This is a genomic window from Agrobacterium sp. DSM 25558, from assembly GCF_900100825.1.
Lineage (GTDB): Bacteria > Pseudomonadota > Alphaproteobacteria > Rhizobiales > Rhizobiaceae > Agrobacterium.
The window spans coordinates 15,300-30,324 of record NZ_FMUD01000010.1 but is presented as its reverse complement, the minus strand read 5'-3'; the positions used below and the strand labels follow the sequence as shown (position 1 = coordinate 30,324).

At 54.9% G+C, this 15,025-nt stretch carries 12 protein-coding genes and 1 pseudogene; 11 read left to right on the top strand and 2 right to left on the bottom strand.

Annotated elements, in window-relative coordinates:
* The first annotated feature begins 8 nt into the window (after nucleotides 1-8).
* The 10 genes and pseudogenes from DSM25558_RS10710 to DSM25558_RS10665 all read left to right on the top strand — a co-directional run bounded on the left by DSM25558_RS10710 (nucleotide 9) and on the right by DSM25558_RS10665 (nucleotide 12,311).
* Nucleotides 9-2,348: a TonB-dependent siderophore receptor gene (locus tag DSM25558_RS10710; RefSeq protein ID WP_159442484.1), complete on the top strand. Its 2,340-nt coding sequence runs from the start codon at nucleotides 9-11 to the stop codon at nucleotides 2,346-2,348.
* Nucleotides 2,349-2,389: 41 nt separating this feature from the next.
* Nucleotides 2,390-3,244 carry an ABC transporter substrate-binding protein gene (locus tag DSM25558_RS10705; RefSeq protein WP_159442483.1) on the top strand — a complete coding sequence of 285 codons (855 nt, stop codon included), beginning with the start codon at nucleotides 2,390-2,392 and terminating at the stop codon, nucleotides 3,242-3,244.
* Nucleotides 3,237-5,222 carry a Fe(3+)-hydroxamate ABC transporter permease FhuB gene (gene fhuB, locus DSM25558_RS10700; RefSeq protein WP_077104577.1) on the top strand — a complete coding sequence of 662 codons (1,986 nt, stop codon included), beginning with the start codon at nucleotides 3,237-3,239 and terminating at the stop codon, nucleotides 5,220-5,222. Before DSM25558_RS10705 ends, fhuB begins: the two co-directional genes overlap by 8 nt.
* Nucleotides 5,219-5,938: a siderophore-iron reductase FhuF gene (gene fhuF, locus DSM25558_RS10695; protein ID WP_077104575.1), complete on the top strand. Its 720-nt coding sequence runs from the start codon at nucleotides 5,219-5,221 to the stop codon at nucleotides 5,936-5,938. Before fhuB ends, fhuF begins: the two co-directional genes overlap by 4 nt.
* 114 nt (nucleotides 5,939-6,052) lie before the next feature.
* Nucleotides 6,053-6,859, top strand: a complete 807-nt coding sequence (locus tag DSM25558_RS10690) for an ABC transporter ATP-binding protein (RefSeq protein ID WP_244554173.1) — start codon at nucleotides 6,053-6,055, stop codon at nucleotides 6,857-6,859.
* A gap of 251 nt (nucleotides 6,860-7,110) precedes the next feature.
* The gene (locus DSM25558_RS10685) at nucleotides 7,111-7,350 is read left to right on the top strand and encodes a CopG family ribbon-helix-helix protein (RefSeq protein ID WP_077104573.1); all 240 of its coding nucleotides are present in this window, start codon (nucleotides 7,111-7,113) and stop codon (nucleotides 7,348-7,350) included.
* Between the two features lie 2 nt (nucleotides 7,351-7,352).
* A pseudogene (locus tag DSM25558_RS10680) lies at nucleotides 7,353-7,620 on the top strand (type II toxin-antitoxin system RelE/ParE family toxin).
* 528 nt (nucleotides 7,621-8,148) lie between these two features.
* The gene (locus DSM25558_RS10675) at nucleotides 8,149-8,601 is read left to right on the top strand and encodes a pyridoxamine 5'-phosphate oxidase family protein (protein ID WP_083716406.1); all 453 of its coding nucleotides are present in this window, start codon (nucleotides 8,149-8,151) and stop codon (nucleotides 8,599-8,601) included.
* Between the two features lie 9 nt (nucleotides 8,602-8,610).
* Entirely contained in the window at nucleotides 8,611-9,855 is a 1,245-nt protein-coding gene (locus DSM25558_RS10670) for an acetate/propionate family kinase (protein ID WP_077104571.1), read from the top strand.
* Nucleotides 9,856-9,941: 86 nt separating this feature from the next.
* Nucleotides 9,942-12,311 carry a phosphoketolase family protein gene (locus DSM25558_RS10665; RefSeq protein WP_077104569.1) on the top strand — a complete coding sequence of 790 codons (2,370 nt, stop codon included), beginning with the start codon at nucleotides 9,942-9,944 and terminating at the stop codon, nucleotides 12,309-12,311.
* Between the two features lie 86 nt (nucleotides 12,312-12,397).
* On the opposite strand, the gene DSM25558_RS10660 is transcribed toward DSM25558_RS10665, so the two are convergent.
* Both DSM25558_RS10660 and DSM25558_RS28795 read right to left on the bottom strand, forming a co-directional pair.
* Nucleotides 12,398-13,621 (bottom strand): ATP-binding protein, encoded by a 1,224-nt coding sequence (locus tag DSM25558_RS10660; protein WP_077104808.1) that lies wholly within the window; start codon nucleotides 13,619-13,621, stop codon nucleotides 12,398-12,400.
* Nucleotides 13,622-14,220: 599 nt separating this feature from the next.
* Complete coding sequence (locus DSM25558_RS28795) at nucleotides 14,221-14,469, bottom strand: hypothetical protein (RefSeq protein ID WP_077104567.1); 249 nt, start codon at nucleotides 14,467-14,469, stop codon at nucleotides 14,221-14,223.
* Nucleotides 14,470-14,738: 269 nt separating this feature from the next.
* On the opposite strand from DSM25558_RS28795, the gene DSM25558_RS27705 reads away from it, so the two are divergent.
* A complete protein-coding gene (locus DSM25558_RS27705; RefSeq protein ID WP_246670419.1) occupies nucleotides 14,739-14,963 on the top strand; it encodes an EAL domain-containing protein in 225 nt (74 codons plus the stop codon).
* Nucleotides 14,964-15,025 lie beyond the last annotated feature (62 nt).

Sequence of the window (15,025 nt, the reverse complement as noted above, 5' to 3'; positions counted from 1 at the left end):
CATCATTGATGACCGCAGGACCGAGCTGGTCTCAGCAACAGACGCAACAGATTTCCGTCCCGGCAGGGGCACTCGATACAGCGCTGTCCAGGTTCGGTGTCGCGAGCGGTGTTCAGGTTCTATATGATGCCGGGCTGACGCGGGGACGAACGTCGCCTGGCACCAAAGGCGCGCCCTCGACGGAAGCCGCCATCAGACAGATCCTTGACGGAACCGGCCTTACATACAATTTTACCAGCCCAACCTCCGTCACCATAGCGAGCGCTGCGAGTCAAAAGACTAGCGTCATTTCATCAGGTGCGTCCACCGTCCTAGAGACCATTGTTGTTCAAGGACAAAATGCCTTTGGCCCGGTCGAGGGGTATCTCGCCCAGAGCAACTCATCTGCCACCAAAACAGACACTCCCCTCATCGAGACACCGCAGTCTGTCACAGTCGTGACGGCAGACCAGATCAGCAATCAAAAAGCGACCTCGGTCGCCGACACACTCAGCTACACTCCCGGGGTGACGACGCAGTCTGGCACCTTCAGCCGTATTGTGGATGACTTTACAATCCGGGGCTTCAATGTGGCGAATGGCAATACCGGCACACTTCGCGACGGAATGAAGTTTCAGTCAAATGTCTATGATGGTGGACAGGAGCCTTACGGCCTTGAGCGAGTCGAGATTCTGAGAGGCGCATCATCGGTTCTCTATGGGCAGTTGGCTCCTGGTGGCATCGTCAACGGCGTATCGAAACGCCCAACCGATACGGAGCTGCGCGAGCTAAACGTCGAATATGGCAGCAACAACCGCAAGCAGATTTCAGGTGATTTCGGCGGACCAGTCACCGATGACGGGGTGCTGACGTACCGTCTGACAGGACTGTTGCGCAATGCCGACAACTGGGTCGACAACACACCTGACAACAAGACCTACATCGCACCTGCCTTGACCTGGAAGCCCGATGAAGCAACGTCATTGACGGTTTTATCCAGCTACCAGCACATTCATACCCGGTTTGCCACGCCGCTCCTCTACTCTGATGTCAGTGCCGGAAATATTCCCAGGAACACGTTTCTCGGCATAGACGGTTTCGACAAATACAACATCGACATGTACGCGATCGGCACGATCTTCCAACACGAGTTCGATAATGGTGTGAAGCTTTCAAACAGCAATCGTTATTTCCGTTCTGACCTTGAATGGAATTACATGATGGGAAATCTTGCTCCCCTGTCGAGGAACGGCGGGCTGCTGGCACGTCTGGGCAGCGCACGTAACGAATCGTCCTATGGCGTCACCTCGGACAGTTCACTTGAATACTCTTTCGATGCGCTGGGTGCTGATCACACCGTCCTTGGCGGATTTGATTATTACCGCCGCTCATATGATTCCCATCGTTTCCGGGGTGCGGCAACAGACTTCCTTGATCTCGACACCGGCAATTATACCGGATCGCCGTCCATCAACTACGCCGTTGATCGTGGCGCTGATGCGATTGGTGATCAGTATGGGGTCTATTTGCAGGATCAAATAAAGTTCGACGATCACTGGGTCTTGCTTCTGGGCGGTCGGCACGACTGGGCAAACAGCGAGTCGAAGAGCTATCAAACAGGGGTCATTACCGGACAGACGGATTCCGCTCTGACAGGACGCGTTGGTCTTGTTTATCTGTTCGACAATGGATTTGCGCCTTATCTTAGTGCCAGTCAGTCGTTCCTGCCGCAGGCAGGCATCGATAATATTACGAAGGCAGCATTGAAGCCCAACGAGGGTGTGCAGTACGAGGCCGGTCTGCGCTACCAGCCACTCGGCAGCAACATGCTGTTCAGCGCGGCTGTCTATGATCTGACACAGACCAATGTCGTTACGTATGATTCCGCCGGGCTTTCCTACCAGCAGGGAAAAGTGAAATCGCGCGGCCTCGAGCTTGAAGCACGCGGCGAATTCGGCAATCTCGGTCTCATCGCAGCCTATGCCTATACGGATGCAGAAATTACTGAGAGCGCAAAAACGGCCGAAATCGGCGAGCAGGTTTCTCTGGTTCCTCGACACAATGTCTCTCTGTGGGCAGATTATGCACTCGACGATGTCGGGTTGGAAGGCGTGAAGATCGGCGGTGGTGTCCGCTATGTCGGCGAGACCAATCTTACCGATAGTACCAGCGACATCCCAGGTTACGTGCTTGTCGACGCGATGGCGAGTTTCGATTTGGGTAAGTTCAAAAACGAACTCGATGGTGCCACGCTGAAACTGAACGCGCGCAACTTGTTCGACAAGCAGTTTTACACTTGCGTCGCGTCTGATGGATGCCGCTATGGCGAGCCACTGACCGTGTTCGCGACCCTTTCTTACAAATGGTAGGAGCGCCACTCCTCGACAGGCGAAAGTTCATCGGGGTGGCCTTGGCCGCTCCGGCCCTTTTCGCCTGGGTCGGCACTGCCAAGGCAGCGACACCGCAGCGTATCGTAAGCATGGATCTGCTGTTAACCGAATTGCTGCTGACGCTTGGCATTCAACCCGTCGCTATTGCCAACATTCCTTTGTACCGGCGACTGGTGGCCGAGCCTGCCCTGTCGGACAAGGTCGCCGATCTTGGCCCGTTGAACGAGCCCAATCTCGAGTTTTTGCAGATTCTGAAGCCGGATCTGTTGCTGATGGCCGACTGGCAAACCGCGGGTCTCGACAATTTAAACAGGATTACCGAAGTACTGCCGTTTGCGGTCTTTCCCAAAAACATTCCGGCGGTCATTTTCGTCCAGTCCGTGTTGCGGCAACTAGCAAAGCTTCTGAGCAGACAAACAGAAGCAGAATCCGCGATCGCTGCCTGCGAACAGGCAATTGCGAATGCCCGTGGAACCTTGAGTGGCCTGCGCCGTCCTGTCTATGTGTGTCGGTTCACGCGTGACGGTCGCAACGCCGCAGTGTTTGGTGGCAACGGCATGATTGGCGATACCCTGGCACGTCTAGGCCTGCGCAATGCCTTTGGCGGTCGTGTCAACGGATCGGGAGTAGCTTCAGTATCCCTAAGACGTCTGGCGGATGTGCCCGATGCAATCATCATTCATTTCGATCGGGGCATAGAGACCGACCGCGCCCTGGAACGTCTGGCGGAAAGCCCGCTCTGGAACGCCTTTTCAGCCGTGCGGGGCGGTCGGGTCTTGCGGATGCCGGTTATTTACCCCAATGGCGGAGTACGCTCGATCGAGCGACTGGCAACGCAGTTGGAAAACGGTCTTGCGCAGGTGAAGGATGTCTGATGCCATAACTGGCGGCCCGGCCAGAAACCGGGGTTTGCTACTCGCAACCTTGTTGATAACAGCAGGATGCGCGCTATTCATTTTCAGTTTGCGATCCACGAACCTCTCTACGCCCGGATGGGCAACTGCGCTCGACCCGGATCTGACTAATATTGATCAGGTTGCGGTATATTTCAGCCTATTACCGCGGTTCGTCGTCGCCATCCTGAGCGGGTTAATGCTCGGCCTCAGCAGCACGATCCTGCAGCAGGTGATGCGCAATCCCCTTGCGGAACCAGGTACGCTTGGCATTTTTTCAGGCGCGCGCGTCGGAGTAGCAATCGCCATGCTGTGGTTCCCTCCCCTGCTCGTATTCGGCTTTGCACTGCCTGCCCTCTTGGGCGCGTCACTGACCATTGCATTGGTTTTGGCTCTATCGGCACGCGGCAACTTTTCTCCGTTGTATCTTGTCCTCAACGGTCTTGTGTTATCGCTATGTCTGGACGCACTGACAGCCATGCTGATCCTGGCCAACTTCGAGGACCTTGGCGAACTTCTCACGTGGCAGGTCGGATCTCTAACGCAGGACAATTGGCGCGTAGCCCTCCTGCTGTTGCCCAGTTTAGCTGCGGCCTGGATATCGGCATTCTGGTTGTGCCGTCCTTTGACGCTGATTGGACTGGAAGAGGTTTCTGCCCGTGGGCTAGGGATTTCCCCGGCTCGACTGCGAGCGCTGGCGCTTTCGATTGCAATCGTTCCAGCAGTGTTGGTCGTTGCCCAGTTGGGCGTGATCGGCTTCGTCGGCTTGGCCGGCGCCGGACTGTCGCAGGCCAGCGGCGCGCGACGGTTCAAGGATCGTCTGCTTACGGCCCCGTTGATTTCGGCAGGTCTGCTGCTGGTCACTGATCAGGCTCTGCAAACATTCATCACTGTAATCGAAATCCCAGCTGGTGCGGTGACCGCAATTCTTGGCGCGCCTATGCTGATCTGGCTGCTCAGCAGGGTGAAAAACAGTCCTGCCGGACATCGGCAGCCGCACCTGCCGGCGCTTTGCCGCAGTCCAAGAACAAGTTTGCTTGCAGTGGCCAGCGCACTTGTGCTCACCGCACTGATCGCCACCAGTGTTGGCAGGCTTCCCGACGGCTGGCACATAGCAACCGGTACAGATTGGGTTAATCTGTTACAATGGCGACTTCCGCGCACAGTCGCTGCTGCCAGCGCCGGCGCGATGTTGGCGATGGCGGGTTGCCTTATGCAGCGGATGACCGGAAACGCGCTTGCCAGTCCAGAGTTGCTGGGGGTCTCTTCTGGCGCCGCATTGCTGATGATCCCCGTCGTCTTTTTTCTACCGCCACTTGGGCGCACCCAGACAATGCTTCTGGCGACGTTGGGTTGCCTGTTGTTCCTAGCCTTCACCATGCGCATCGCGAGACGCTCGGCTTTCGCGCCGGAAAAGCTGCTCCTAAATGGCGTGGCCGTCACCGCATTGGCGGGCTCGGTCATCTCCGTTTCGGTGCTGTTCGGCGACATCCGCGTCACTCGGATGCTGGGTTGGATGTCGGGATCAACCTATTCCGTACGAGCCGAAGACGCTGTCGTCGCCATCGTGTTACTTCTGATATTTCTGATACTCCTGCCGCTGGTACGTCGATGGCTGACCATCGTTCCGCTGGGGCTTTCGGCTGCCATCTCGGTCGGCCTGCCTCTTGCAAATGCCCGTCTGACCATGTTGCTCATGACCGCCGGGCTCACGGGAACGGCAACAATGATCGTTGGGCCCCTAAGCTTTGCGGGGCTGATTGCACCGCATCTCGCCCGCATGATCGGCTTGCGAAAACCGGTTACCCAATTGGCAGGAGCGGCATTCATAGGTGCAACGATCCTTGTTCTTTCAGACTGGGTTGGACGCACCATCGCATTCCCCTGGGAAGTCCCGGCCGGGCTGGTATCAATGATTATTGGTGCAGGCTTTTACGGACTGCTTTTGGTGCGTCGATGAATCCCGAACTGGCAGGATTATTCCGCGGAGACCTGGCCGCTGTAGGAGCAGCGCTCGTCATCAAAGACCATACCCGCAGTTTCGAACCCGTCGCTGACCTGATGCAACCCGATCGTCTGTCTGCGATCCTCGAAAAGTTTTCCACGTGCTATCAAAAACCGGAACGACGAGCGGTCGCGTCGCAGTGGTCGAAAATCTACTTTTCAAAACTGATTGTTCCCTCGGTCGCGGCCGCGCTCATGCTTGATTGGAGGCTGCCGCTTGACCTTGGTGTCACCGGTATCACACTGGACGAGTTTGGTCGTCCAGGAGCCTTTTGCCTCACACATGCTGGCTTAGCGATAGCTGCACAGACCGCAGACGAACGTTTTTCCTTTGTGATTGACGCACATATCGCCCCGGTCATCGGCGCCATCGCTGGTGCTTCAGGACTGTCGCAAAAAGTTCTCTGGAGCAATGCAGGCAATATCGTCGAGAACGTTGTCAGCTACAGCGAAAAATCTGCCCCTGCGAAAAAAAGCGTTGAGCAAGCACGGTTGCTCCTAAGGGCTCGCCGACTGTCTTCTGGCGAACCCAACCCGCTTTTTGAACCAGTTCGCTATACTCATATTGGTGAGACACAGGTCAGAAAACGGCGGGTCTGTTGCATCCGGTATCTGATCCCATCCTTGGGCTACTGCAAGACGTGCCCACTTACAAAACAAGACATGGGATAGTGGTGCGCTTCGCATCTTTACCCGTCGCTGCGTAGTGATTTTCCGCTTCAACCCTTACAACATTCAGATGATACGGCCACCAGACTGTCCCAAAGGAAAGGAATTGATGTGGCGATAGCTCAAGAGATCGACGAAGCAGAGTGGGTCACCAAGGCGTTCGCTGTTCAGAACATAGGACTTGTGATTGACCGCCGCGTAATCCTGTCGGATGTCACCCTCGACTTCCCTGCCGGCGAGGTTGTAGCTCTCGTCGGGCACAACGGCTCAGGAAAATCCAGTCTTCTCAAAATCCTCGCCCGACAAATTCTACCGACGACTGGACGTGTCACCTACGACAGCCAGAACCTGCGGATTTTCCAGGATCGAGCCTTCGCTCGATCGGTCGCCTATTTGCCGCAAGACGTCAGCACTGGGTCGGAGATGACGGTCCGTGAGCTCATAGCCTGTGGTCGCTACCCGTGGCACGGTGCACTCGGCCGATTTTCACAAATAGACCACCAAAAGGTTGAGGCCGCCCTAGAAGCTACCAAAATCGAGAGCTTGGGCGACCGGATTGTGGAAACCCTTTCGGGTGGCGAACGACAACGCGCTTGGATCGCTATGATGATCGCTCAAGACGCGAATTGCATCCTACTAGACGAACCCACAGCAGCACTCGACGTCGCCCATCAGATCGAGGTGCTTACGCTTGTCCGACGTCTGGCGCACGAATGCCGCAGGAGCGTCATCATCGTTCTGCACGACATAAACATGGCAGCCCGTTTCTGTGACCGCATTCACGCATTGAGGGCAGGGTCCGTTGTCGCCAGCGGACCGCCGAACGACATTCTCGTACCAAAGGTGCTGCATGACATCTACGGGATCGACATGGATGTAATTTCCTCGCCCAACCTTGCAAATCCCCTCGCCTATGTTCGCTAAGAGGACTTGGGGACGAAGCCAGGACAGGTCCAGCATTCACTGTCCGACCTGAGAGATAGGTGACGTTTTGTACCGGAGACATGGGTAATGCTTTTCGCTGTTGAGCGTAGTGCGGCCGCCATCATCGGAAAGATCATCCGATAGGCCAAGGTGACCCAGCACGGCAGGAGAAACTTGGAAGATAATCTATTGAACCTTGACGAACCAAAGTGGCTCAACGATTTTCGAGGTGAACAATAGGGTGTCTTTTAATGACCGCATTCACGATCCGCGTCCCAGACGAGGTGGCCAACCGCCTGAACGAGATTGCTCAAAAGCTCGACCGTTCCCGCTCTTACATGGCAGCGCAGGCCATTGAAAATTTCGTTTCACGCGTAGAATGGCAGCTTGCGGAAATAGAAGCCGGAATTGCGGAGGCGGACCGGGGCGAAGTCGCAAGTGATGAAGACGTGGCACGCGTAATCGATAAACATATCAAGGCGACTGCTTAGTCATGAAGCAGAGGCGCATTCGCTGGACAGCGCGGGCGTTGCAGCGTCTTGACGAAATTGGTGCGTACATTGAGCATGAAGACCCAGATGCCGCTGCAAGGGCCGTTGCACGGATTGTAGCCTCGTTGATATGTTGGCAGAGCTACCAGCCGCTGGTCGTATCGGTCGCATAACCGGCACGCGCGAAGTTGTATTGTCCGACATTCCTATATCATCCCTTATCGGGTTCGGCAGGGCATCGAGATTATTACGGTGATGCACGCCTCGTAGAAATGGCCGAAAAGGCTTTGGGAACAGTGCGTCACGTGGATGGACGTCGGCAGTTATGATTCTGCCATCGCACTGAAGGAATAGGAACCGTCGATCCCTTGGTTCTATAAATCATACCGGCTTTAAATTTTCAGTCCAGGGAACTACTGAGCCTCTGGGAAGGCTGGAGTGGGGCCGATCGCTGACTGGCAGTGCAACTGGTACTTCAAACGATAAGCTGGCATATCGGCGATGAATGTCCGAGGTAGAGACCGGCTCGAAGCAGCCATCGGGAGTTTCATGATCGTGCGTTTCAGTGGTGTCGCGGGACACTGTATTCCTCTGGAATACCGCCATGGCGCCTCGTCCGGTCTCGGCGTTTCCCGTTAAATGGCTGGGATGTCAGCATTGCGCCTCATTGATCGAGCATCGATTGCGCCTCCTCCAATGAAAACTTATGATTGCGAACTACAATTAAAAGGCGCATACCGGACTTCGCTCAGCAGCTCTCCTCCGGATGTTGCTCGTAGCTTTCGTCAGGATTGCCACATGAACGTGCAAGAGATGACGACGCCTGAATGCCGGGCCATGCTCGAAGCCAACAATATATGCCACTTGGGCTGCATAGCGGCCGGCAAACCCTATATCGTGCCGCTCCAGTACATTTATCGTGGTGGTATGCTTTACGCTTTCTCGATGCCGGGCAAGAAGATTGATAGCCTGCGCGCCGACCCGCATGTCTGTCTTCAACTGGATCATGTAGAGACAAAACAGGAGTGGCAAAGCGTTCTGGTCGAGGGACGTTACCAAGAGTTGCCTGATGACGAAAAGTGGCATGGAGAGCATATGTATGCTTGGTCACTCCTCCAAAAGAAAAACGACTGGTGGGAACCCGGTGCATATAAACCAGCCGGAGTTGAGCCTCCCAAACCTGCATCTCTGCCCGTCTTTTTCAGCGTGGAGATTGAGACCCTGTCTGGCCGCTGCGCGAGAAACGATTAGGATGATCAGATGCTTGAGCCGTCTGATCACCGTCGTCAAGGTCTGCGATCGAACGACGGAAAACTCCTGACATTCAACGCTGGTTCGTCGTCCATCAAAATGGGTCTCTTTAGCCTGGTAACCGGCACTCCCGAAAGGATCGGCAATGGCACAATCGATTTTCAGGGAAAGTCTTTAAGATTCCATATTGAGGGGTCAGGGACATCCGAGATCGCATTTGAGCACGGCGGCGAACCGCATCCCAACGCTATTGTTGAAACCGTTTTTACAAGTCTGGCTTCCCATATCGATATCTCACATATCGCGGCGGTCGGCCACCGCATGGTGCATGGCGGCGACCTTTTCCACGGTGCAGTGGCGATGAACAACTCGGTGCGGACATCAGTGGAGAGCCTGCTTCCTCAGGCTCCTCTCCACCAGCAGCACAGCCTCGAGCTGATTGACGCGGTGTTGCAACTGCATCCAAACATGTTCCAGACCGCATCTTTCGATACATCGTTCCACAACACCAACTCTGCGCTTGTGAAACGATACGCCCTGCCCCGTGCCCTGCATGACCAGGGCATAAAGCGTTTCGGATTTCACGGCTTATCCTATTCATTCATTGCCCGGGAGTTGGCCCGAGTGGCACCAGAGGTAGCGCATGCAAAAGTCGTTGTCGCCCATCTTGGTAGCGGCTCCAGCCTCTGCGGGATGGATTGGGGCCTGAGCCGCGATGTCAGCATGGGGTTTTCGACGCTGGACGGCATACCGATGGCCACGCGCTGTGGCGCGCTGGATCCCGGCGTCCTGCTTTATCTGCTCACTGAAAAGAACCGCACCCCGGCAGAGCTAGAGCATCTCTTATATCACGAAAGCGGCCTCCTGGGCGTTTCAGGCATCAGTTCGGACAGCCGCGTCCTTCTTGAAAGTAATCTCCGTGAGGCAACGGAGGCCATCGACCTGTTTGCGTTTCGCACCGCTGGTGAGACCGCACGGATCGTCAACACTCTGGGCGGAATAGACGCCTTCGTGTTCACCGCTGGAATAGGTGAAAATCAACCATCGATCAGGGCAGCCATCTCTTCGCATCTCGGCTGGCTCGGTCTCGACATCGATGTTGAGGCGAATGCGGCGAACGCCCAGCTCATCAGCAGCACGGACAGCAAGATCAAGGTCTTTGTGATTGCGACGGATGAAGAGCAGGTGATTGCAGACGATGCCTTCGGCTTGCTGAAAGCACTGAGGGCGAACTGGGCCAGGCCACTAGGCTAGACGCCAAGCACCCACGTTTCCACGCGCACGACAAACCTCTTGGTTTCCGTTTTCAAGCCGCAAAACCAGATGCCACAGGAGCAACTATGGATCATCTCAATCAGACGGCGCAGCCACTCAGTGGTGAGGAACTTCACAAGATCGATGCGTGGTGGAGGGCAGCTAACTATCTGAATGTGGGGCAAATTTACCTTTCAGCGAACCCACTTCTACGCGAGCCTCTAAAAGTCGAGCATATCAAGCCGAGGCTGCTGGGGCATTGGGGTACGTCCCCAGGCCTGAATTTGATCTACGCTCACATGAATCGCCTGATCAAGAAATTCGACCTTAACACTATTTACATGGCTGGCCCCGGCCATGGTGGCCCTGCCCTGATTGCAAACGTCTATCTTGAAAAAAGCTACACTGAGTTTTATCCTGACGTAACACAGGACGAAGCCGGTCTGCTGCGCCTGTTCCGGCAGTTTTCGACACCCGGCGGCATACCCAGCCATGTCAGCGTTCCCACACCCGGCTCGATCCACGAGGGCGGGGAACTCGGTTATGTTCTGGTCCACGCCTTCGGAGCGGTCATGGATAATCCTGACCTTCTTGTCGTTGCTGTGGTCGGCGATGGCGAGGCGGAAACCGGACCACTGGCTGGCAGCTGGAAAAGCATCGACTTCATCAACGCAGCACGCGACGGAGCAGTTCTCCCGATCCTGCACCTCAATGGCTACAAAATCGCCGGTCCAACAGTCCTTGCGCGTCATAGCGATGAAGACTTGCGGAAGTTTTTCGAGGGCCAAGGCTACGAGCCCTATTTCGTCGAGGGTGACGTGCCCGTGGTCGTCCATCAGCTTTTCGCCGGCGTGGTCGAGCGCGCTGTCTTGAAAATCCGCGCGATCCAGTCATCGGCGCGCAATGGCAGCGCAAGCACCAGACCTCGTTGGCCAATGATCGTCCTGCGCACGCCAAAAGGCTGGACCGGACCCAAGGTCGTTGACGGCATTCCCATCGAAGGCACGTTTCGAGCCCACCAGGTGCCTGTATCTGAGGTTAGGACAAAGCCAGAGCATCTCACCATTCTGGAAGACTGGATGCGCAGCTATAGACCGAAAGAGCTGTTTGATCGCAACGGAACGTTCCGCGCAGAATACGCAAATCTTTCTCCCGAGGGGACGTCGCGCATGGGGTCAAACCCGCATGCCAATGGCGGCACGCTGACAAAGCCTCTCGATCTACCGGATTACAGGTCCTATGCCGTCCAATTGGAGCAACGCGCCACGGAGCGGATGGGGTCTACGGCGGGCCTCGGAGACTATCTTCGCGATATTTACATCAAGAACCCGCACACCTTTCGTCTGTTTTGTCCCGACGAAACCAACTCCAACCGGCTTGGAGCAATCTTCGAAGTGACCGATCGATGCTTGGTGAGCGAGATCTTGCCGGGCGATGACCACGTCTCCCATGATGGTCGTGTCATGGAGGTGTTGAGCGAACACTGCTGCCACGGATGGCTGGAAGGATATACGCTGACAGGCCGCCATGGCCTCTTTGCAACCTATGAAGCCTTCGCCATGATCGTCGATTCAATGTCGATGCAGCATGGCAAGTGGATGGAACATGCAAAACATGTCCCCTGGCGCGCCGATATCCCGTCGCTGAACTATCTCCTGACATCGACCTGCTGGCGGAATGACCACAATGGCTTCAGCCATCAGGGACCCGGCTTCATCAACACCATTATCCACCGCAAACCAGCAGTTGCGCGTGTTTATCTTCCGCCAGATGCCAATTGCCTTCTGTCCGTCGCTGACCACTGTTTCCGCAGTCGCAACTATCTCAATCTCATCGTCATCGACAAGCAACCGCAGTTGCAATGGCTGACGATGGATGAGGCTCGCGAACACTGCGCGAAAGGTGCTGGCATCTGGGATATGTACAGTAATGAACCCGATGAGCCGGACGTCGTTCTGGCCTGTGCAGGCGATATCCCGACACAGGAAACGATTGCCGCGGCATGGTTGCTCCGTCAAAAAACTGCGGGATTGAAAGTTCGCATCGTCAATGTTGTCGATCTGATGCGTCTATGTCCCGCAAACAAGCACCCCCATGGCATGAGCGACATCGAATTTGCAGAGATATTCACGACAACGGCACCCGTCATCTTCACATTCCACGGATATCCGGGCGTCATCCACGATCTCTTGCTTGGCCGTGAAGCGCACGACCGCTTCCATGTGCGTGGCTACCTCGAAGAAGGAACAACCACCACGCCGTTCGACATGGTGGTTCTAAACAAGATCAGCCGCCTGCATCTATGTCTGGACGTTCTGCGGTACGTTCCAAAAATGCTGATCGATGGCGCTGACCTGCTGACATATTGCACCGACACGCTCGCAACACACCACGATTACATCCGCGAGCATTTTGACGATTTGCCGGAGATCAAAGACTGGGTGTGGAGCTCTTGAAGGGAACCGAACCTGAGTCTTATTTTTTTGCCGTCGGACTTCCAGGACCGCTCTCGCGTCTGGAGCCTAGAGAGAATCTCCAGGCGCTAATGCCACAACGCCGAAATTGGAACCGCTGATAAACGTTCTCCAAATGGAATTACCTTGTGGTGGTCGTAAAGGACCATGCCTGATACGAAGCGCTCTCCGCATTCCTCGGCCAAAATTCGTAAGCCAGAGAAATCGGAATTTGTGACGGATGCTGCGGCTTTTATCTCGATACCGACAATCCGCCCCCGCCTGTCTTCAACGACAATATCGACTTCATTCTGCTGCTTGTCACGAAAATGCGAAAACTCAAATCGTGTATGTGCGGCACTGGCGAGTTTGAGTATCTCCCCAAAAACGAAAGTCTCGAGCAACGCCCCGAACTGCCCTCTGTCGTCCCGCATTCTCTCGAGAGACAGTTCACGAAGAGATGCGAGCAGACCAGAATCGAGGAAATGTATTTTAGGGGTTTTGGTCAAGCGCTTTAGTTTGTTGGAAAACCAAGGTTGAACGGTTCGGGCGAGGAACAGGCTCTCGAATATACCGACGTATTTCTGGGTTGTGACGTGGTTCATCCCGATGGGGGCACCAATTCCGGAGTAGTTCACGAGTTGTCCCGAATGCTCAGCTAGAATGCGCAGCAAGCGCGGCATTTTCGCAATCTGCTCGATTTGGGCAACATCACGAACGTCGCGTTGAACGATCGCTTGGATATAATCCGCATACCAGTCGTGTTTGCGCCTCAACGTTTTGCGGTTCAGTGCCTCGGGATATCCACCGGCAAGGACCGCAGCCATCAAGTCGTCACCGATGACGGGTTCTCCGACCTTTGATTCATTTTGAAAGGCGTCGCTCAGGAAGCTGCTGCCCGCGGTTCTGATCTCGCTCTGCGCAAGCGGCAGCAATCGAACGACCTCCATGCGTCCTGCGAGCGAGTCCGCCACACGTGGCAGCGTCATAATATTAGCTGAACCGGTCAGGAGGAACCGTCCCGGGCGCTGGTCGATATCCACACTTTCTTTGATTGCGAGCAACAACTCGGGCGCGCGTTGAATTTCATCGATGACGGCGCGATCTATACGCCTTACGAAGCCAACCGGATCCTGTCGCGCTGCATCCAGGGTGGTCGCATTGTCTAGAGTGTAATACTCCATGGCTTCTTTGGCTATCTTCTTTGCCAGTGTCGTTTTTCCTGATTGTCGGGGACCGACGATCATAATCACCCTTGTGTCTAACATGGCATCGGCAACACGTTGCTCGACGAGTCTTGGATAGAGCATCACGGCCTTATTCCTCTCAATGACCGTTTGAAAATGCATTATTGATTAACTGAAAGTCAATATGTGACCATTTGAAATTCACTTGACGGCTGATTGAAAATACAGGTCCAAACTCGGTGGCACGAGGTAGGCGAGAATTACACAGGCACCGCCTCTCGCTAATCAATCACCCGAACTGATTTAGCTGAAACGCGCCGAGAGGATGGTCATGAATGATGAGGAAGGCAATTTGTGTACCTCCAATGCTCGGCACGCACGTCAACTGGGGAGAAATTTCGCCCGCATTCGGTCTTGGGAAACATCAGCAGAACTCAGGAGAATTGCCCAATACGGTTTTGACGCGATATCACGGTGGCTCGCTGACACGGGGCCAAGCCATAGAAGGCCCTCAATCACCTGCAATTCAACAAAGACACGCAGCCGCGCAAAAAGTCTTTCAAAAAAAGCACGCCTGACGCGGCAAAAACCAGTTATCGATCAAAGCCCGGTCCGAAGCCCAAGCCCATCGAAGAGTTACCAGAACCGCTCTTCGAGACTTATGAGGAACCGATATCTTTTCAGGCTGCTCTCCAATTCCATATCGACCGTTTCGGTGAGAGCTATTACCATTTGCATCGCGCCATATTCCGAGACGGTGACGCTCTTGAAGCAACGACCTTGTTGAGCTGGTTGAAGGGAACGAAGGTGCCGCGCAGTGTGGCAACCAGGGCATTCTCAATCGAATAGAGCGGCGCTACCGACTGCCACTTGGTTATTTCAAGGAAAAGCTTCCGCATCAGTCTCGTGCCGGGGTCGGATATGATGTCGGTGACGATGTATCTCATGAAGAGCGTCGACGTCTGGCGTGGCATCTGCCGGATGACTTCAACTCATTGCCGGAGGAAAAACGTGCTGAAATTCTTGAATGGGTAAGGCGCGTAATCTTAACCGGTGCGACGGACTATCGTCGTATCAAGGGCTGGCGACGAAGCAGCGTTATGCCATCCGCGTCCCTGGCGTGACGTCACAGACCGATGACCTCACCCCGTAAGATGGTTGATAGCTGTAAAGACGAGCTGGAAGACCCCGATATGCTTTCAGGGGTAGCCTCCAGCATCTCGAGCAGCTTTCGTCTGATGTTCTGAAGATCGACAAATCGTTCGTTGACAGTATTGGTATCTCATCACCGAAAAGCATGGTGATTCATCATATCATCGAAATGGCGAAATTGCTTGGAGCACGCATCGTCGCGGAGGGGGTGGAGCGGTCTGAACAAGCGGAATACCTCAGGGTAAAGGGGTCGAATTCGGACAGGGGTGGCTGTTCAGTCGTGCGTTGCCAAAAGACGAGTTTGCGAACTTTCTGATCAAGTGAGGGACGTCCCTAGGTAGAAGATTCAACGGATACGAAAACTATTTCGCTTTAGTT